At 37.9% G+C, this 21188-nt stretch carries 17 protein-coding genes; 7 read left to right on the top strand and 10 right to left on the bottom strand.

Going from position 1 to position 21188, the window contains the following annotated elements; genetic code table 11:
- The 10 genes from rnhA to LIV57_RS01175 all read right to left on the bottom strand — a co-directional run bounded on the left by rnhA (window position 1) and on the right by LIV57_RS01175 (window position 11940).
- Window positions 1-477, bottom strand: coding sequence for a ribonuclease HI (rnhA, locus tag LIV57_RS01220; protein WP_227941106.1), 477 nt, complete (start codon window positions 475-477; stop codon window positions 1-3).
- Window positions 478-538: 61 nt separating this feature from the next.
- Window positions 539-2125 carry a replicative DNA helicase gene (gene dnaB, locus LIV57_RS01215; RefSeq protein ID WP_110008416.1) on the bottom strand — a complete coding sequence of 529 codons (1587 nt, stop codon included), beginning with the start codon at window positions 2123-2125 and terminating at the stop codon, window positions 539-541.
- A gap of 154 nt (window positions 2126-2279) precedes the next feature.
- On the bottom strand, window positions 2280-4427 hold the full coding sequence (locus LIV57_RS01210; RefSeq protein WP_227941105.1) for a T9SS type B sorting domain-containing protein: 2148 nt from the start codon (window positions 4425-4427) through the stop codon (window positions 2280-2282).
- Between the two features lie 103 nt (window positions 4428-4530).
- Entirely contained in the window at window positions 4531-6603 is a 2073-nt protein-coding gene (locus LIV57_RS01205) for a T9SS type B sorting domain-containing protein (RefSeq protein WP_227941104.1), read from the bottom strand.
- Window positions 6604-6768: 165 nt separating this feature from the next.
- Entirely contained in the window at window positions 6769-7374 is a 606-nt protein-coding gene (locus LIV57_RS01200) for a tetratricopeptide repeat protein (RefSeq protein ID WP_227941103.1), read from the bottom strand.
- 303 nt (window positions 7375-7677) lie between these two features.
- Window positions 7678-8913, bottom strand: a complete 1236-nt coding sequence (locus tag LIV57_RS01195) for an MFS transporter (RefSeq protein WP_110008420.1) — start codon at window positions 8911-8913, stop codon at window positions 7678-7680.
- Window positions 8914-9005: 92 nt separating this feature from the next.
- The gene (locus LIV57_RS01190) at window positions 9006-9368 is read right to left on the bottom strand and encodes a hypothetical protein (RefSeq protein WP_110008421.1); all 363 of its coding nucleotides are present in this window, start codon (window positions 9366-9368) and stop codon (window positions 9006-9008) included.
- A gap of 69 nt (window positions 9369-9437) precedes the next feature.
- On the bottom strand, window positions 9438-10937 hold the full coding sequence (locus LIV57_RS01185) for a GH3 auxin-responsive promoter family protein (protein ID WP_227941102.1): 1500 nt from the start codon (window positions 10935-10937) through the stop codon (window positions 9438-9440).
- 135 nt (window positions 10938-11072) lie between these two features.
- Complete coding sequence (locus LIV57_RS01180; protein WP_227941372.1) at window positions 11073-11363, bottom strand: hypothetical protein; 291 nt, start codon at window positions 11361-11363, stop codon at window positions 11073-11075.
- A gap of 181 nt (window positions 11364-11544) precedes the next feature.
- Window positions 11545-11940 carry a hypothetical protein gene (locus LIV57_RS01175; protein WP_227941101.1) on the bottom strand — a complete coding sequence of 132 codons (396 nt, stop codon included), beginning with the start codon at window positions 11938-11940 and terminating at the stop codon, window positions 11545-11547.
- A gap of 252 nt (window positions 11941-12192) precedes the next feature.
- Between LIV57_RS01175 and mfd the strand changes: the two genes are divergently transcribed.
- The 7 genes from mfd to pth all read left to right on the top strand — a co-directional run bounded on the left by mfd (window position 12193) and on the right by pth (window position 21040).
- Window positions 12193-15561, top strand: coding sequence for a transcription-repair coupling factor (gene mfd / locus LIV57_RS01170; RefSeq protein ID WP_227941100.1), 3369 nt, complete (start codon window positions 12193-12195; stop codon window positions 15559-15561).
- A gap of 373 nt (window positions 15562-15934) precedes the next feature.
- Window positions 15935-16756 carry a hypothetical protein gene (locus LIV57_RS01165; protein ID WP_227941099.1) on the top strand — a complete coding sequence of 274 codons (822 nt, stop codon included), beginning with the start codon at window positions 15935-15937 and terminating at the stop codon, window positions 16754-16756.
- Window positions 16756-17583 carry a hypothetical protein gene (locus tag LIV57_RS01160; RefSeq protein WP_227941098.1) on the top strand — a complete coding sequence of 276 codons (828 nt, stop codon included), beginning with the start codon at window positions 16756-16758 and terminating at the stop codon, window positions 17581-17583. The genes LIV57_RS01165 and LIV57_RS01160 overlap by 1 nt, the downstream gene beginning before the upstream one ends.
- A gap of 8 nt (window positions 17584-17591) precedes the next feature.
- Window positions 17592-18329, top strand: coding sequence for a hypothetical protein (locus LIV57_RS01155; RefSeq protein WP_202841701.1), 738 nt, complete (start codon window positions 17592-17594; stop codon window positions 18327-18329).
- A 152-nt stretch (window positions 18330-18481) separates the two neighbouring features.
- Window positions 18482-19357 carry a hypothetical protein gene (locus tag LIV57_RS01150; RefSeq protein ID WP_227941097.1) on the top strand — a complete coding sequence of 292 codons (876 nt, stop codon included), beginning with the start codon at window positions 18482-18484 and terminating at the stop codon, window positions 19355-19357.
- Between the two features lie 99 nt (window positions 19358-19456).
- Complete coding sequence (locus tag LIV57_RS01145; RefSeq protein ID WP_227941096.1) at window positions 19457-20389, top strand: hypothetical protein; 933 nt, start codon at window positions 19457-19459, stop codon at window positions 20387-20389.
- An 87-nt stretch (window positions 20390-20476) separates the two neighbouring features.
- Complete coding sequence (gene pth, locus LIV57_RS01140; protein WP_227941095.1) at window positions 20477-21040, top strand: aminoacyl-tRNA hydrolase; 564 nt, start codon at window positions 20477-20479, stop codon at window positions 21038-21040.
- Window positions 21041-21188: the final 148 nt, after the last annotated feature.

Here is a 21188-nt window from a genome sequence, read left to right as displayed (position 1 = left end):
TTAAAATAACGAATTGTTGTCCAACCCTTCAAAATAAGTATCGATTTCAAGATCGGGAGAGCTCGCTGCTGCAACGGCTAATTTGTCGCAAAGCTCGTTTTCAAAGTGCCCGGCATGACCTTTTATCCAATGCATTTTTGGGGAGTGTTTGTTATACAGCTCTACAAATTTTTTCCATAGATCTGGATTTTTTACGTTTTTCCAGCCTCTTTTGATCCATCCGGCAATCCAGTTCTGGTTGATCGCATCAGATACATATTTGCTGTCTGTGTAAACGTGGATATCGTTTTCTGTAGATTTCAGCTTTTCCAATGCTGTAATGACCGCCAGAAGTTCCATTCTGTTGTTGGTCGTTTTCCGAAAGCCTTTGGAAAATGTTTTCTGGTAATTTTTTTCAGGAACACGCATGAGAATTCCATATCCGCCTTTTCCCGGATTTCCGCTGCAAGCCCCGTCGGTATAAATTTCGATTCTCAAACCTGTTTTTTAAAAATGGATGTATTGACTACAATTAAACTAATCTAAACTTTAGTCTTTCTTAAAACGGGAAATCATCATCGTCATCAAAATCATTCATTGAAGAACCGGAAAGTTTTGAGTTGTCCGGAAGATCAAATGCTGCTCCTGGCTGAATCGTTGTTTTAATCTTGTCAAAGCCGCTTGGTTCTCCAAAGTTGGAAGGATATCCTCCTCCGGCACCACCATCAAATGCAGCTTCAATGTCACCGAATTTGGCAAAATGTTTTAAGAAAGATAATCTGACATCTGCTGTAGCACCATTTCTATGTTTTGCAATGATAAGTTCGGCCTGGTTTTCAGTAGAAGTTTCCTGTCCTTCTTCATCATTATCCCAAACGGTAATTTTATAATACTCCGGTCTGAAGATGAAAGATACGATATCCGCATCCTGCTCAATTGCTCCGGATTCCCTCAGATCTGAAAGCTGAGGTCTTTTTCCGGGACGGGCTTCCACACTTCTTGAAAGCTGGGAAAGAGCAATTACCGGTACGTTAAGTTCTTTTGCAATCGCTTTTAATGAACGTGAAATCATGGAGATCTCCTGTTCACGGTTTCCAACTCCTTTTCCACCGCCACCAGCTGTCATTAGCTGAAGGTAGTCTACCATGATAAGTCTTACTCCATGCTGCATCACCAATCTTCGGCATTTTGCACGAAAATCGAATATAGAAAGGGAAGGTGTTTCATCAATATATAAAGGGGCGTTTTCCAGTTCAGATACATTGGAAAACAGTCTCTGCCATTCTTCATCATCCAGGGTTCCTTTTCTTAGTTTCTCCGAAGAGATCCTTGTTTCAGAAGCAATCATTCTGGTGATAAGCTGTACTGAGGCCATCTCGAGAGAGAACAGCGCCATAGGGATTTTGTGGCCTACTGCAATATTTCTTGCCATGGAAAGAAGAAAGGCTGTTTTACCCATCGCGGGACGGGCGGCAATAATGATGAGGTCAGAATTCTGCCATCCTCCGGTTTCCTTATCTACATCTCTGAATCCTGAAGGAACTCCGGAAAGTCCCTGCTTATCTTTTAACGATTTAATTGTGTCAATAGCTTGTTTTACCAATGAGTTGGCAGTATCGAATCCTTTCTTGATAGTTCCGTTGGTAATCTCGAAGAAAGACTGCTCTGCCTTGTCCAGAAGTTCAAAAACATCTGTCGATTCCTTGTAGGAAGAATCAATTACGTTAGCAGAAACATTGATAAGGCTTCTTAAAATATACTTTTCAAGAATAACACGTACGTGATATTCGATATGGGCGGATGAGCTTACTCCCATGGTGAGGTCAATAATGTAATGATCACCACCTGCCTGGCTCAGCTTGTCTTCTTTTTTTAAATCCTGAATGATGGTCATTAAGTCTACCGGGTGGTTGCCTTCATACAATTTTAGAATAGTAGAAAAGATGACCTGATGTCTGGGGTCATAAAATACCTCCGGGGTAAGAAGGTCAATGGAATGGTCAAGACCTTTTTTGTCAATCAAAAAAGTTCCGATAACCAGTCTTTCAAAGTCCACTGCATTGGGAGGCATTTTTCCATCCGCAATAGACAATTCTTTTGCAAAGTTTCCGTGTGTCAGGGATGATAATGTTTCTTTCTGCGCCATGGTGCAAAGATAGTTTATTTAAAAAATAATAAAAAAATAGTATTCAACAAATTATTAGCAGTCTTTCGTAAAATGCTGTAAACAGGAGGTTGGTCTTGTTGATAAAAAAAATCACCCCGGTCTGAGGTGATTTTTTAAAAAGGTGAAGTATAACTTATTCTTTATTTTTTACCAATACCCATCCTGAATATTTAGTTTCGGTATTGTTTTTATTGTTTTCATTCCAGGAGATCGTATACCAGTACGTTCCTGTTGGAATTTTCTTACCAAAGGCAGTTCCGTCCCATGTAAAGTTATTGAATTTCTTAGCTTCATGAAGTTTGTTTCCATATCTGTCATATACAATGAAGATAAGGTTTTTCTTGTAAGCTAATGCTGAATAGTCGATAACATCATTTACATTATCTCCGTTCGGAGTAATGGCGTTAATAAGATTAGGAACTGTTATTGTTACCTGGATAGGTGTACAGTTATAAGTATCTTTTACGTATACTGTATTTTCTCCTCTTGGAAGTCCTGTGAATGTATTGGAATCCTGCCAGTTAATACCGTCTACGGAATATTGGTAAGGAGGAACTCCTCCTGTAGCTGTTACAGTAATATTGTTGTTGGTAATTTCGATTCCTGATACCACCGGCTGAAGGCTTGCATGTACACGTACTTCCTGAAGTGTGAAGCATTTTCCGGTCTGAAGCTTTACCCAATAAGCACCAACACCTACATTGCTGATAGATTGTGTAGTTTCACCAGTGCTCCATTCGTAGCTTACAAATCCAGGACCTGCATCCAGGGTAGTTTTGGCTTCAGCACAGATTGTTTTATCTTTTAATACCGCTGATTTTACAGGAGGTAATACTACCAGGTCTATTTTAGCAATTGAATAACACTGTTTGTCATTATCTACTCTTGCATATACTGTTTTGCTTTCTGAAAGATAGTTTAATGCCGCTATAATAGGGTTTGTCTGTGCTTTCGCATCAGCTACTGTTGTGTAATACTTAATAATAGTTCCGGTAGGGGTTGGAACAGGTACACCAATATCTGCTTTGGAAAGATCAAATGTCGAACGCGTCACATCATTATCGATGTAACAGTTTTGGAGTACAGCATCTTTAAGCACAACCGTCGGATAGAATAATAGTCTGATGGTAGTGGTGGCAATACATCCGAAGGAAGAAACTACCTTTACATAGATGGTAGATTCAGCAGAAACATAGTTGGCAGGATCTGTAATTTCATTAATATCTGCATTCATATCTGCCGCCGTTTCATAATACTTGATCGTTGCTCCGGTTCCTCCAAATACATTGGCTGTTGTCAAGTCATATTTTGCAGTACCCGCTCCGTTGTTGTTACAGGAGTATAAAGTAGCTGAATTGGCAGAGATACCTACATTGACAAACTTGAATTTTCCGGTTATGAAACATCCGTTGATAGGATTGGTCGGATTGGTGGGATCCTGATACACAATTCTGTAATAATATGTTGTAACTCCGTCTACAGTAGTTACTGTAAGAGGATTCTGTCCTGTAAGGGCGTCGTTGGTTGTTTTGTGATAAGTAACCTTGAAGTTCGTGCTGTTACCATTAATAATAGCTGCAGATAATGTTGTAAAATCAAACTGGGTAGGCAGGGCACAAACCATTACCTGATTAGGATCATTAGGAGCTGCTCCCGGAATACCTGGCGCGATAAATGGGTTCGGAGAAAGAACAGGATCATTAAATGCTGAACTTAAGCTTGCAGTCCCTGTCCATTCTAAAGAAAAACCATTAACAGATCTACTGAAGTTGTCAATAACCAGATAATAAGTCTGGCCAACCAATACATCCATATAAGGACTCCATTTACCATTGTTCATGCTTGATGTAACACCCGGAGGATTGGTAGGGAATACGGCTGGTGGAGCAAGAGTCAGATCGAGACCTGTATCTCCTGAAGTACCGCTATAGTTACATCTTATAGGCTGTATGAAAACGTGATCCGCATTCTGTAACGAAGCACAGCCGTTAGCTGTTGGTCCGTAAACTGCAAAATCATAATCATCATCCTGATCGTTAGGTTTTATTGTAAATGCCAGTGTTCCTGGTGTAGATACTGTGAAAGTGTACCAAACTGTATATCTTTCATTGGTACTGAGGCATCCACCGTTTTGGTTAAGAATTTCTATTATATTCCCCGGGCCTGAAGGGGTGTATGAAATGTCAGAATTACCACAGATGGGAATTGCTGTGACACAATCTGACTGTGAAAAGGCCATTTGCGTTATCAATAAAATAAAAAGGAGTAATATTTTTTTCATTGTTAAAACTTTTTTTTGTTAAACAAACTTGAAATCAATAAATTTTTATCACTATTTGTAAAAGAAAAAGCCGCCAAAGCGGCTTTTTGTATTCTAAGGTGTTTTATTCTCTGTTTTTTACAACAATCCAACCTGAAAACTTGAAAGGAGTGTTCTTCTTGTCATTCTCGTTCCATGTTACAGAATACCAGTAGGTACCTGTTGGGATATTCTTGCCGCCAATTCGGCCATCCCATTTGTAACCATTGGATTTGTCTCCCTGGTGGATTTTTGTTCCGTATCTGTCAAAGATACTCAAAATAAGATTCTGTTTGTCTGCCATCGCAGAATAATCTACAACATCATTGATACCATCTCCGTTTGGAGTAATCATATTGATAAGATTAGGAACCACTACCGTAACTTCAATAGGCTCGCAGTCATAAGCATCCTTTACATACACTTTGTAAGTTCCTCTTGCTACATTAGAGAATGTATTGGAAGCCTGCCATAAAATTTTATCCATAGAGTACTGGTAATCCGGAGTTCCTCCAATAACATTGATCGTTAATGTAGTGTTGGAAATATCAACATTTGTTACTACCGGCTGCTCAGAAGGATATACCGTTACTTTTTGAGTGGCAACACATTCCCCTGTTTTTAATTTTACCCAGTAAACTCCTACGCCTACATCTTTGATAGACTGTGTTGTAGCTCCAGTACTCCATTCATAGCTTTTGAATCCAGGTCCCGCATCCAAAGTGGTAGTGTCTTCCATACAGATGATTTTATCTTTCAATACACTGGATGTTACCGGGGCAATTACAGTTAAACCAATCTTTACCACTACATAACATCCTCTTGTGTCAGACACTCTTACGTATACTAAACCGCTTGGTGCAATATAATTGGCATTTAAAATCTCGTTGGTTCCGTCAATTGCATCGGTCAGTGAAGGGAAGTATTTTTTAGTGATACCTGCCTGTGGCGTGATAACAGCAGCATTATCAAGGTTGAATAAGGCTGTGGAAGGATTCGCTTCAATAAAACATGATCTTAATTCTGCGTCTTTCGCAATGATTTGCGGATAGAACTTAAGGGTAATTTCTGCAATATCGCTACATCCGAATACAGAAGTTACTTTTACATATATTTTACCCTCTGCAGAAACAAATTGATAGATATTGGTAATCTCATTAATAGAGTTATTCAGGTCGTATAAAGTATAATAATATTTCTTGGTTGCGGTAGGATCAGGGAACACATCTGCAGTCGTAAGGTCATAAGTTGCCGTACCTGCATTATTATTGTTACAGCTTGTTAACGTTACGTCTGTTGCCTTGATGGTGCCATCTTTGAATTTAAATTTACCGGTCTGTCTACACTTATTAATAGGGCTGTTAGGGTTCGTTGGGTCAGTATAATTGATACTGTAGAAATAAACACCAACAGGAGTAACCGTTTGAGGACCAACAAGAGGGTTGTTGCCGGTTAAAGCATCATTCTGACTTGTATGATAGCTGATGCTGAAATTTGGATTGCCGTTAAGAATTCCTGCTGATAATGATGCAAAATCAAAAGTCGCCGGATTAGAACATATGATGACTTCTCTTGGGTCATTAGGGTTAGCCCCTGGAATTCCCGGAGGTACAAATGGGTGAGGCTGTATATTCGGATCGGTGAACGGAGAAGATAAAGTAGCCGTTCCGCCCCATGATAATTTGAATCCGTTAGCTGTTTCTCTGTGGTTATTCACAATGATATAGTAAGTCTGGCCAGGCAATACATCCATGTATTTTACCCATTTGTCTCCTGTAGCGGTTTCACTAAGATCTGTAGAGGTCATGTTAAGACCTGTATTCCCACTTAGTCCGGAATAGGAACAACGTATTGGGGTGCCAAGGTTTGAGCAGGATTTGTCAGGCCCGTAAACACCAAAGTCATAATCGTCACTCTGGTCGTTAGGGATGATTTCAAAGGTAAGGGTTCCGCCTGTAGCTATAGTAAAAGAATACCATACCGAGTACTTTTCGTCAGAAGTTAAACATCCGCCCAGATCTTCGGCAATGTCTCCGTGTCCGCCTGGTGTATATGAAATGTCAGAGTTACCACAGACCGCCATTGCAGTACCACAATCTGACTGGGCAAATAAAATATGTGAAAATATGATTAATAAAACAAGTAATGTTTTTTTCATGAGAATTAATTTTTAAAAACAAATATTAAAACTGTTTAATTACTAAAAATTGCTGTTTTTTATCTGATATAAAAGAATGTTTCACTATAATGAATTTCCAGATCTTTCATAATAAAAAAACTGATCGTCCCAATTAGCTCAGGAGATCATGCATTTTACTTATTGTTAGTTTGTTCCGATCAGTTGTTTTCCCCAGTTGGGTGAACTGGATGCAGTGCCTGATGTTTCAAATTCTTTGGCTGCTTTTTGATAAAACTTTATAGCTTCAGTCTTGTTTCCCTGCTTTTCAGCAATTTCGGCTTTCAGAAAGGAAAGTCTTGGATTGTTCTTTAAAGTTGTTTCTGCCTTATTCATGAAACCTGTCACGGTCTTTAATTCCTTTTGAGGATCTGCCGCTGTTTTTATTCTGATTTTCTGAAAATGAATAAGCGCAAGAAGAAGGTTTACTTCTCCATTGTTTTTTTCAGAAGCAAGGGATTGCATGGCCAGTTTTCTTGCAGTCTCATTAGGCTCTCCAAGAGGGCTGTTCGGACTGTTATTTAAAAGGAAATTCGTTTTAAGATATAATGCTGCTGCTGCATAATAATTAGCCTGCCATTTATCTGAAGTTTTAGCTTCTGAAAACCTAGAAAATAGCATATCGTAATCGTTTTCTGTTTTAGCGTTATCGAATTGTAAAACAGCTTGTTGTAAGGTTTGATCTGAAAAAAATTGAGCATTCATCAGAGAACCTGTCACGAGAAAGCTCAAAATTAGTAAAAGTTTAGTCATAGGGGGATATTTTATGAAGCAAATATAAAAAATTATTAACGTTAAATTAAAGATTTTAGGATATATTTAATGAAAGTAATGTATTGGTTTTAAATGTGGTATTTTATTTTTGGGATTCAATAATGCATAGATCGCAAATATATGAGCGGTTTTAATAAATATTTGAGATTGAATTCTTCAATAATTTTTTAAAAAACAAGTGTAAAACAAAAATCAGAATAGAAAACGTTCTATTCTGATTTTAAGTATTTCGGATTTTGATTTTTTTAATATCCGATTTTAAATAGGCTGGTAAACAATAAGTTAATATTGCATCTTTCTCAATTTAGGATTGGTGCTTCCTACAAGCAGTGCAACTAAAACAGTCATACAGCCGCCAAATACAACAGAGCGCACTACTCCCAGTAATTTGGCCATAAGCCCGCTTTCGAACTGCCCCATTTCATTGCTGGACATAATGAAAATTGAATTCACACTCAGAACACGTCCTCTGATATGATCAGGCGTTTTTAACTGAACAATGGTGCCGCGGATGACCACTGAAATTCCATCCAGCATTCCACTCATCACCAGAAACATAAAAGACAGCCAGTATAGTTTTGATAACCCGAATCCAATGATGCATAACCCGAATCCGGTAACAACCGCAAGAAGTATTTTCCCCTGATTTTTCCGAAGAGGAACAATAGACAAAATAGTAATAATACACATGGAGCCAATATCTGAAGCAGCGTTCAGCAAGCCGAAACCTTCAGCTCCCGAATGTAAGATATCAGTCGCAAATACAGGGATCATAGCTACAGCACCACCGAAAAGTACGGCAAACATATCAAGGCACAGCGCTCCCAGAATTTCTTTGGTTTTAAAAATATACGAAATCCCTTCACGCATACTTTCCACTACATTTACTGTTTCCTTTTTATATTCCGAATGCTGTTTGTGAAGCTGCCAGAAGAATAACGATGCAACAAATATTAATGTTAAAATAGCAACCAGGGTCCATTTTACCCCGATAAACCCAATAAGAACACCGCCAATAGCGTGGCCGCAAACAGAAGATATCAGGAAAGTTGCCTGGTTTAAGGTTACTGCATTCGGAAGGTTTTCTTTCTTTACGATTTTAGGAATCATGGAAGGAACAATAGGGCCGATAAAGGCTCTTGCTATCCCTGTGAAAAAAATAACTCCATAAATATAATAGGTAATCTGATGACCTGTAAAGTGCATTTCCACATTAAAGAATGCGGGAATCAGTAGAAGTCCGATCAGAAAAATATAAGCATAATTACAAATAAGGAGCAGTCTCTTTTTTTCGTTCATGTCAATAACATGTCCGGCATACAATGCACAGCTTACAGCGGGAATTACCTCAGAAAGTCCGATAAGGCCTATTGAAAAAGGATCTTTTGTTAATTGATACACCCACCATCCTAATAAAGTGGCAAGCATTCTGAAAGCTAAAACAATAAAAAATCTCCCGGTGAGAAGATTTCTGAATTCAACATTTTGTAATGTTTGTAACGGGGTAAAGGAAATCATGAACAAAAATAGCCCTAAAAATTTATTTAGGGCCATTTATATGTCAGTTTTTAAAAGATATATTAAATAAGTCTCAAAAGATAATATCTATTTTAGTCAGCTCTTGTAGAACTTAGTACGATAGCGGCAACACCTGCTGCGCCAATGATGGTAGCTCCTGCAGCAATTCTTGCCTTTCTTCTGTCTTTTACAGCAGCCACATTGGCTTTAGGAATAATTACTTCTGTACTGTCTTTTTTACCGGCTGTACCTACCAGATTTTCACCAACAACGTTTCTGAATAAGATGGTCTGCTTTGGTGAGCCATCTCTCATCGTTACTTTATATATTTTTCCGGCTTCAAGATTAGAGTAGTTGTTTTTTGAAATATCTTCGCTGTATTTTGTAGTAGCACAAGATGTAATAACAAATAAAGATGTTAGTAAAGATGATTTCAACAGTACAGATGCTTTCATTATTTTCTTTTAGTTTTTCAAATTTATAATTTTTTTTGAATATACGTTTTTGGAATTGAAAAAATATGATTAAAATTTGTAAATTCCCAATAAATCTGCAATCTTTCTGTCATTAGCCAATCTTGGCGTCTTATTCTGGCCCCCTAATTTTCCCTGGGATTTGGCATATTCATGAAATGCTCCTTTCTTAAGTCTCGTAATCTGCAATTTCTGTAAAATATTTCCCGAAATCAAATCATCATAGTAAGTGTTTCTTGCCCGAAGCTGTTGATCCAATTCATCTCTGAATGCTTCTAAATGCTCAGGTTCTTTTTCAAATTCAATCAGCCATTCGTGAGAGGGAAGTCCTTCAGCCGGATTTACCTGCGGAGCCAGATGGAATTCTGTGATCTGTGCCGGATATTTTTCAAGGGCAGCTTTCATTGCTTCCTCTACCTCAAAAGCAATCACGTGCTCTCCAAATGCAGAAGTAAAATGTTTTGTTCTTCCACTTACCAAAACCCTGTACGGATCTTTGCTGATAAATCTTACCACATCTCCTATAGAATAAGCCCACAAACCGGAATTGGTTGTAAGAATTAATGCATAATCTTTATGAAGCTCAATTTCTTTTAAAGTTAATCTTCTTGCTCCGGGCTTACCGTATTCTTCCAAAGGAATAAATTCATAGAAAATCCCGTGATTGGTTAATAATAAAAGTCCATCTTTGGTATAATCATCCTGGAAAGCAAAAAAACCCTCAGAAGCTGGGAAGGTCTGAACAATATCTACCTTTCCTCCCAATAATTCTTCCATTTTATCCCGATATGGCTCGTAATTAACGCCTCCGGTAACAATAAGCTGAAGATTGGGGAAAAGCTGTTTGATTTTTTTACCGTGTTTCTCTGTCAGTTTCTCAAAATACATGATCAGCCACGGTGGAATTCCAGAAATCAGAGTCATATTTTCATGTTCCGTTTCCTCAATGATTTTATCTACCTTAGACTCCCAGTCTTCCATAATATTGGTTTCCCAGCTTGGCAGACGGTTTTTCTGAAGGTAATTGGGAATGTGATGCGCTACAATACCTGATAGCCTTCCCGTTTTTATTCCGAATACTTCTTCCAGCTCCGGGCTGCCCTGGAGAAAAATCATTTTTCCATTCACGAAATCAGCATTGTTTTTTCTGCTGATATAATGAAATAAGGCGCTTTGAGCTCCGGCAATCTGAAATGGCATTCCTTCTTTGGAAATCGGAATATACTTAGAACCGGAAGTGGTTCCTGAAGTTTTGGCAAAATACTCCGGAGTTTCTGTCCATAGAATATTAGCCTGTCCTTTTTTTACCCTTTCAATATAAGGTTTCAGATCTTCATAATCAGCTACAGGAACTCTGTCCTGAAATTCTTTTACAGAATGAATATTTTCAAAATCATGTTCCCGCCCGAAAAGTGTTTTTTGAGCAGTATTCACCAGAGAAAGGAGTAAGTCTTCCTGGTTTTTCTCAGCATTTTTTTTGAAATCCTCTGCTTTTTGGACGTGTTTTTTTGCCCAGATCAGCGCTGCATTTTTCTTGAAGAAGTTTAACATGGGTCAAATTTATAAATAAGTAGAGAATCTGGAATCATTTTTTATAAGGCTTCACATAAAAAAACCGATGGAACAGGTTCCACCGGCTTTTCGAAATTTGATTATGAAAATAACAACTATATGTTAATGTTATGCTTATTTGTTTGCTTTGTACCTTTTATCAGGAGTGCCGTCTTTTTTCAGGTGTTTGTTTTCTTTATATCTCTTATCCGGAGTACCGTCCTTTTTCATTTTGGCAGCCGGTTGTGCAGGCTTAGCTGCTTTTGCATCCATTGCCGGTTTTGCTGCTTTCACTTCAGCCGGTTTGGCAGCTGGTGTTGCTTTTACTGGTGGATGCGCGGGAGTACTTTTAGCGGGAGCAGTCTGCTGAGCAGTGGCAAGTCCTAATCCCAGGATCAAAGACATTGCAGATAAGAATTTTTTCATAAGAATTATTGTTTGTTTTTTGTTGAATAAAGATATACAAAAAGCAGGCTACAAAACCGGGATTTTCAAACTTAACTAAAGTTTATTACAGCTTAAAAAAAAATTAAAACACTTCATTTACAATGAAAAAGCCTGTCTCCATTTACAGAAACAGGCTTGCATAATATATAAATAGACATGGCTAGCGCGTACAATTGGCTGTCCACGTTTTGCCATCCTTAGCGTATAATATTTTTAAGTCATTATTATCAATTCTGATGTAAGAAGTTGCTGTAGAACCAACCATAACAAGAGTATGATCTCCTTCCTGATTAAACTCTATTCCGTTAAGATCCGGAATACTGTTGGAGAAAGCAAAATTATACTTGGTGCCACTGGCAATCTTTGTTACAAATACACTTCCGTTATCTGTGCTGATATTGGTGGATCCTCCGTCATTATAAGAAACTTTTCCTTTATAAGTTCCTGCGAAAAATTCATTGTTTACCGGATCATCATCTTTACTGCACGACGAAAAAGATAATGCTGTAAATACCAACAGCATCATAACTCCTAAGATTTTAATTGCTTTTTTCATAATATTATTCTTAAATGTTTGGTTATAACTTAAAAGCCAAACACTATGCCACGGAGAAAATAGTTGAATTTTTTTAACAGGTTATTAAATAAAATTGTAAAAAATTAAGAATTATAAGGGTAAGTCGTTCATTTTAAACCGTCAGTCCTTCCGTTTTTCAGAGGAAGAGAAAAATTATCCTTACCTTTGTGTATCATAAAACGGTTTCGGAAAACTCCCGAAATCGCTTTGTCGTTTATACCATCACTATTTATGCAGTTAAAATCCATCAATGAAAAGTTCCTTCCAGACCTTATGCAGAAAGAGTTTGGAAAAGAAATTTTTACCCAGTTAGAAAACAATCAGCATATTACCGTAAAGGGAAGTGCGGGATCATCAGTTTCTATTTTTGTGGCGGAGCTATTTTTGGTCCAGAAGAAAAATATTCTTTATCTGGTAGATGATAAGGAGGATGCTTTGTATGCCAATACGGAGATGGAGGATCTTTTGGGTAAGGATAAAGTGTTATACTTTCCGGCAACCCACCTTGAACCTTACCAGGTAGAAAAAACTCAGAATGCGAATCTGGTTTTAAGAACGGAGGTCCTGAATAAAATAAATTCCGGGAGGTCTCCCAAAGTGATTGTTGCTTATGCTGGAGCTTTATCTGAAAAGGTATTGAAAAAGGAAGATTTTAAAGCAATTTCTCATCATATAAAAGTTGGGGATCAGCTTGATTTTGATTTTGTGGATGAACTGCTTAATCATTATCATTTCCAGCAGGCTGATTTCGTTTCAGAACCGGGAGAGTTTTCTGTAAGAGGAGGAATTGTAGATGTCTTTTCCTATTCACATGAAAAGCCGTACAGAATTACTTTCTTCGGTAATGAAGTGGAAAGTATTAAAACCTTTGATATCGAAACCCAGCTTTCGGTAGATAAAGTAAAAGATTTTCAGCTGGTATCCAATATGAACTTTTCAGTGACGGGAACCAGGGTTTCTTTGCTGCAGTTATTGCCTGCGGAAAGCTTTGTAATTTCCAGAAACGGAATGGTTGGAATGCAGAAGATAAGAACATTCTACGAAAAGTCTCTGGAAAAATATGATAGCTTAAGTAAAGATATTGCTCACAGGACTCCGCAGGAACTTTTTATTTCTGATCAGGAGTTTTTGTTCGATTATAAAAAATTCAAAACGGTTGATTTTGGAGGAATACTTATTGAAGGACTGAAAGAAGTAACCGAAGTAAAAATGGAGCAGCTTCCACAGCCTTCTTTTCATAAAAACTTTGAACTGCTGATCGAAGATATCGAAGAAAAGCAGAATGACGGATTTGATACCTGGATTTCCTTTTCAACAGAAAAGCAGAAAGAAAGGCTGGAGTCTATTTTTGAAGAACTTGAGCATGAACTCCCATTTAAAAGCTTTAAGTCTGAACTGCACGAAGGATTTGTTGATAATGGGCGCAAACTGCTGGTTTATACGGATCATCAGATCTTTGACCGTTATCAGAGATATAAAGCCAAAAATACCTTTGCAAAATCTGAACAGCTTACCCTAAAAGACCTGATGTCTCTGAAAATCGGGGATTATATTGCCCATATCGATCATGGAATCGGGAAGTTTATGGGATTGGTGAAAGTGAACAATGACGGAAAGATTCAGGAATGTTTCAAACTGACCTATAAAAACGGAGACTTATTATATGTAAGTATTCACTCTTTACATAAGATCTCAAAATATAATGGGCCGGATGGAAAAGAGATCGTTCTGAGTAAACTGGGATCTCCGACGTGGAAATCTTTAAAACAGAAAACAAAAGCGAAGGTAAAGCAGATTGCTTTTGACCTTATTCAGTTATATGCCCAGAGAAAAACGGCAAAAGGGTTTGCATATACTCCGGATTCCTACCTGCAGAATGAGCTGGAAGCCAGCTTTATTTATGAAGATACTCCGGATCAGGAAAAGGCTACCGTAGATGTAAAGAGAGATATGGAAGCTGATACGGTGATGGACAGGCTTGTGTGTGGAGATGTAGGTTTCGGTAAAACGGAAGTTGCAATCAGGGCGGCATTTAAAGCGGCTACGGACGGAAAACAGGTTGCAGTATTAGTGCCTACAACCATTCTTGCTTTTCAGCATTACAGAAGTTTTAAAGAAAGGCTAAAAGATTTTCCGGTGAATGTTGCTTATGTCAACAGATTCAGGACAGCCAAGCAGAAATCAGAGACTTTAGAGGCTTTAAAGAACGGAAAAGTAGATATCATCATCGGAACACATCAGTTGGTAAGCAGTTCTGTGAAATTTAAAGATCTTGGTTTATTGATTATTGATGAAGAGCATAAATTCGGAGTTTCAGTAAAAGATAAATTGAAAACGCTGAAGAATAATGTTGATACCCTTACACTTACAGCCACTCCTATTCCGAGGACTTTACAGTTCTCATTGATGGCAGCGAGGGATTTATCCGTTATCAAAACACCGCCGCCGAACAGGCAGCCTGTAGATACACAGTTAATAGGATTCAATGAAGAAACGCTTCGTGATGCGGTTTCTTACGAGCTGCAGAGAGACGGCCAGGTATATTTTATCAATAACAGAATCGAAAACCTGAAAGATATTGCAGGGCTTATTCAAAGGCTGGTTCCGGATGCGAGAGTAATTACAGGACATGGGCAGATGGAAGGAAAACAGCTTGAAAAGAATGTTCTGGATTTTATGGAAGGGAAATATGATGTTCTTGTATCCACTACCATTGTAGAAAGTGGGGTAGATGTGCCGAATGCCAATACTATTTTTATCAATGATGCACATCGGTTTGGGATGGCGGATCTGCATCAGATGAGAGGAAGGGTAGGGCGAAGCAACAGAAAAGCATTCTGTTATCTGATCACTCCTCCTTATGATATGATGACCTCCGATGCCAGAAAACGTCTGGAAGCTATTGAACAGTTTTCAGATCTCGGAAGTGGTTTCCAGATTGCGATGAAAGATCTGGAAATCCGTGGTGCCGGTGATCTTCTGGGGGCCGAACAGAGCGGGTTCATCAATGAAATGGGGTTTGAAACTTATCAGAAATTAATGCAGGAAGCTTTGGAAGAGTTAAAAGATGATGCTGATTTTGAAAGTCTTTTTGAAAATGAAGAAGACAGACAAAAGCTTTTCAAATCTGTGAAGGATGTCAATATTGATACTGATTTAGAGTTGATGCTGCCGGACTCCTATATTTCCAATACTGAAGAAAGGCTGCTGTTGTATCAGAAAATTGCTGAAATTACCAACGAAGCAGATCTTCATCAGTTTGAACTGGAGCTGATTGACCGTTTTGGAGCTTTGCCGAAAGAAGCTGTCAATCTCTTAAAAAGTGTTTCCCTGAAATGGCTTGCTGCTGACATTGGCTTTGAAAAGATTGTCATGAAAAACGGAGTATTTTTAGGCTATTTCCCGGGAAATCCTCAGGATAAGTTTTATCAGACAGACAGATTCAGACATATTATTAATTATCTGACCCGGAATCCGGCTGAGGCTCAGCTTAAAGAAAAGTCCGGAAAAGAAGGTAATCAGTTGATGATGAGAAAAGAAAAAGTTAAAAATGTAGATGAGGTCAATCTTTTGTTGAAAGCAATCATTGAACATGATTAAATTTTAATTCCTGTTTACTGGAAATAATATCATAAAAATTATTAGAAACGTGTAAAAAACTTAATTTTTGCACGTTTTTTTTGTGATTCTTATCATGTTTTTGTTTTGTAATATTCCTGTTAAAGAGAATTAAGGCAGTTTTTGAGCATTTAAAATCACTTTTCAATGATTAAAAGAATCCTGTAAGTCCCCGTACAGTAAGGGTTTGAGACGTTATATGATTTTTTTAAGATGTTAAAAGTAGAGTTATGTAGAAATAATTCTACTTTTATGTGTGATTAATTCTATTCTGTAATGTGTTTATTTCTATAGGTTTATAGATGTATAACTGGAATTTTTTGGACTTCGTTGTGTACCTTTGCAGTCCTTAATTATGAAAACAATAATACATTGCTGCGTGGCTGGACTTCTTTCAATCTATGCCAACGCACAGGTGGGAATCGGTACTGCAAAACCTAAATCCGTTCTTGACGTGAACGGAAAAACCACCTTAAGAAAAGAACTTAGAGTAGGAGGTACTTCAACTCAGGCTGGAGAGGCCGGGTTAAACGGCCAGGTTTTGGTTTCTCAGGGCGAGGGTTTGCCTCCTGTGTGGAAATCTTTGAATGTTTCCTTTATGGAAGAGGGACAGTATAAGCTGATTAATTCTTATCTGTCGTCGGATCAAACGGGTATTATTTCACTTACGGACGGTGTTGCGGGTGATGGTATCTACACCAACAAAGTTGGGGATAACATTTCTGATATCACAAAAGGAAATTGGAAAAAAATAGACGGGCTTAGCAATACTTTTACCATCAAAAACGGGAGGAACAGGCTTACTTACCAATTCCAGACCGGTATTGAGATGAAGGCTTCCACAGCTACTACAATACAAAATGTCAGATTTACCTGCGGTGTTTTCAGAAACGGAGCACTGGTAGCCGTACGCCCGGATAGAATCGCTTCCAATAATAACAGCGGAAAAGCCGGACTTCAGGATTATATCTTTACCCTTAACTATACTGAGCAGAACGTTCCTGTAGGTGTTCATAATATCGACATTGCATGCAGAAAGATTGATACTTCAAGCACTGCTTCGCAATTTGCGATCGGACGTAATGTGCAGTCTTCAAATGGAGCTTCCAGTGCATTTACTCTGGAATCTACCATGAAAATGGATGTTATCGAATATGTGAGCTATAAAAACAACTAATGATGAAACAACTATTATCAACACTGCTTTTTAGCATAAGTCTTTTGACAACAGCGCAGGTAGGAATAAAAACAGAGTCTCCAAAAGCAAAACTTGACGTAAACGGAGATGTGAATTTCAGAAATAAAATAGGGGTTTTTAATTCTGCTGATAATTCTGTTTTTCATGGAAATAATGACCAGATACTGGTTTCTCAGGGTGAAGGTTTTCCACCGATGTGGAAATCACTTCGGATTCCTGAATACGAACCTAATAAATTTTACCTGATTTATAACAACTCATTCTCGGATAATACAGGAATTACCTTTACCTCTTCCGAAAACTCTTCGGTAAGCATGACTTCGAGAGGAGGAACATTTACACAGGGAAAACAATATAGTACTCTTACCAACTTCAAGAAAATAGACGGGCTTTCACATGTAATCAGTGTATTCAGTACCCAAAGTAAAGCTTATTTTCAGTTTGAAACTGTTGTACAGGCAGATTTTGGGGCGGCAGGAAGTACAGATAACTCTATAGACTATGCTTGCGGAATTTTTGTGGATGACAAACTGGTCAACCTGAGACAGCGGAATTTGAAAGCCATTACTACGTCATATCCTTTCCTTACTCATACTCAGATCGGGATTGTAGACAATCTTTCCAAAGGAGACCATACGGTAAGTGTTGCATGTACAAGACTAGGTTCCTATGGTGCTTCAGGTACAGGAAATAAACTTACCATTGGAACTAATGTGTATAGCAATATCAACAGCTTTATTTCACAGTCTTCCCTTAAAATAGATGTGTATGAAGTTCCGGAAGTATTTAACACGATTATAAATTAAGAAGGATTATGAAAAAAATATTATTTGTTACATCTCTTTTGTTAGCAGCTGCAACAAATGCCCAGGTGGGTATTAATACTCCTAATCCGACTAATATGCTGGATGTGAACGGAGATCTTAACGTAGGAAAAGAATTAAGAACAGGAGGTACTGATTTACTGAAAGGTTCTGCCGGTACAGCTGGTGATATATTTCACAATAATGCGGATTTAGGTACAAATGACTGGAAAGCTATTAAAATTGCTGACGGGCAGGGAAGTATGTCTCTTTTTTCTATCAACACCGTTGCGGATAAAACCGGAATCAGCTTTTCTGGTGCCAGTGGTGCTACCAGCCCCTATGGTAATGGAGATCCTCTGACGGGAGGCTGGACTGTAATCCCAGGAACAGTAGATACATTTTCTGTTACCAACGGTACAAACAAAGCTACTTTTTCATTTCAGACCACTGTTCAGAAGACAGGTACAAATTCTGCAAGTTTTGCCTGTGGTGTTTTTATAAATGATGCCCTTAGAGCAGTGAGGACGGATGTGTTATTGGGGGACAGCGGTGCTTATAAGATTTTTAACCTTAATGCTACTCTTACCAATCTTACTCCCCAAAATCAGTATTCCGTTAAAGTAGCCTGTATAAAAAGGGCTATTGCAGGAACAGTACTTGGAATAGGAACAGCGGTGGATACTGCTTTTCTCAACAGTGATATGTCGCAGTCTGTTTTGACGACATCCATATTGCAGCCTTATTAATTTTCACGATCATACAATAATAGGAAATCTAAAAACGTTATGTTTTTAGATTTTTTTTGTTTATTAACTCTATTTCTTGTGAATTTGTTCAGATAAAGTAAAGTGTATTATCAAAAATTGAATTATATTTGGACAAGCTAAAAAAATTCTATATGGTAAAAAACTATTTTTTTAAAATGTTTGCCGGTATTGCTTTTCTTGGGCTGCTGACAGCATGTACTACTACCTCTGATCCCACAGAATCCATCCCGAATCCGGACGATGGCCCACCTCCTAAAAAGATTTTATCGAAGGTTAGTTCGAATAATGTTACTCAGGAAGAATATGCTACTACAGCGGTAACCGGAGATCTGCAGACTGCAGTATCCAAAGATGAGTCTTTTAGCGGAAGTGCTTATTATACAGCAACGGTAACATACACCAATAAAAATATCACTAAAGTCAAATATGTAAGTTCAGCAGCATCCAGCCTCTCTTACGAATTTAATATTGTTCCTGATGCTACAGGTAAAAAGATTTATAATGCTACTTCTACAGCCACCGGAGCAACGCCATCTGTATCTGTTGTAAGTGACTATGCATTTACCTATAGTGCGACCACCAATAAGCTTACCAAAATTCTTGAGAAGAGAAAAGAAGGTGGAATCAGTGCCTATAACAGATTTATTGACTACAGTTTTGTGTACAATGGAGATAATGTTATTCAGGTCGTTTGTTCCAAAGGTCTGCTGGATATCAACGGAAACCCGAATATGAGTACGGCCGTAATAAGCAAGTATAGTTTCCAGAACTATGATAGTCAGAAAAGCCCGTATTCTACCTTGCCATCAGTATATTTCATCACCCGAAGTCTGATCAATCCGGCACAATTCTACAAAATATCTCCAAACAATCCCACTTCTATGTTTATAGAATTACCATCACCGGCTGCGCCTGTTAATACGGCTCAAAGCTATTCTTATGATAATCAGGGGTATGTGGTTGTTGAGAAAAATCAGAATGTAACTTTTACCTATAAAAATTTATAGTAGAAATATAGTTATTAATCTTACCAGAATATAAATAATATTACAAGTTTTAGGCAAAAAAAAATTATATTTGTCAAAAAAATAATCAATTACAAGGAAATGAAGCAAATTTTCTATTTTATTTTACTGATCGCAGGTTTCTCCTCAGTACATTCCTGCAAGGATATGCTGGATGAGGATGGAAATCCTTTGCTGGATCTTAACGAAACAGGAGGGTTAAGCGGTCCAAGAGCATTATACAGAGAAATTACAGATAAAGATACCATCGCAGAATATCGTTATAGCGGGCTTCTTGTGACTAAAGTAATCACAGACAGTGCTTCTATCACTGATATTATGTACAGTGGCGATAAAATCAGCCAGATTAATTTTAATGGTTTCCTTGATCTAGACGGAAACGGGAAACTGGATAAAGACAGTGTATCCTACACCCAATTATTCTCTTACGGAAACAACAGCAAACTTCAGACGATTTCTGAAAATCGTTCTATTTTCAGAAGACCTCCACCTGTAATACCTGGAGATCCTCCGGGACCACAGACTTTGTTGAGAAAAGAGAAAACATCTTATCAGGTTAAGTATAGCACTGCCACAGGAAAACTGGATTCAATCATTATGAGAAACGGTCCGGATGTTCCCGGAGCCCCACTTAATTTCACCGATTATTCTAAGACAGCTTATACTTACGTAGGAGATAATGTTTCTAAAGTAGTAAGACACTACGGAACAATGACAGGAGGTGCATTTGGTGCTGTTACCGGTAAATACAGCTACGAATACTACGCATATGATGAGCAGGTAAGCCCATTTACATTGCTACCGCATGTATATAAAATTTCAAGATTATTATCTACAATAATCAATGATAAAGAAAGTCTTATCTTGTCTCCGAACAACCCTAAGAGATGGTCGGTAACAGATCTTACACCCCCAATTCCAACACCGGTTGTAAAGAGTACCAATTACGTTTATGATCCTCAGACTTACATGACAAAAGGATATGGCGTTAATTACATCTATAAACCACAATAGAAGAATTTTTTTAACAATATTCAAACTCAATCTTTCCTAAGATTGAGTTTTTTATTTTTTATACCTTAATTTTGCAAAAAATTTCTGATGAAATATTTAATTGTCGGGCTTGGTAACAAAGGCTCTGAATATGAAAATACAAGACATAATATAGGATTTAAAATAGCTGAGAAAATAGCGGAAACCCTTGCAGTATCATTTAATACATCGAATTTCGGATGGCTGGCAGAAGGAAAACATAAAGGAAGAAAAGTTTTTGTCCTTAAACCTGATACTTATATGAATCTTTCGGGAAATGCTGTGAAGTACTGGATGCAGAAAGAAAACATTCCTTTGGAGAATGTGCTCATTGTTACCGATGACCTTGCCCTTCCTTTCGGAACTTTAAGATTGAAAGGAAAAGGATCTGATGCGGGTCATAACGGACTTAAAAATATCAATGAAGTATTGCAGACTCAAAACTACGCCAGGCTTCGCTTCGGGATCTCTGCAGACTTTGCTGCCGGAAGACAGGTAGACTATGTATTAGGAACGTGGAATGAGGAAGAAGCTGAAAAGCTTACGGAAAGAATTGAAACCTTTTCCAAAGCCGCTCTTTCTTTCGTTTTTGCCGGATTGAATAATACGATGTCTGCTTTTAACGGAAAATAATTCAGAATTGGAATCAAGAGGATCTAAATATAATAATATTTTATTTAAAAGAATGACTACCTCAAAAAAGAGGTAGTCATCTTTGATCATTTTAAGAGTGATTTATTAGCTAAATCTATACTGGATTTCCTAAAATCTTAGGTAAAAT

Source organism: Chryseobacterium sp. X308 (assembly GCF_020733145.1).
GTDB lineage: Bacteria > Bacteroidota > Bacteroidia > Flavobacteriales > Weeksellaceae > Chryseobacterium > Chryseobacterium cupriresistens.
The sequence above is the reverse complement of the archived record's forward strand: the minus strand, read 5'-3'. Positions and strand labels throughout refer to the sequence as shown.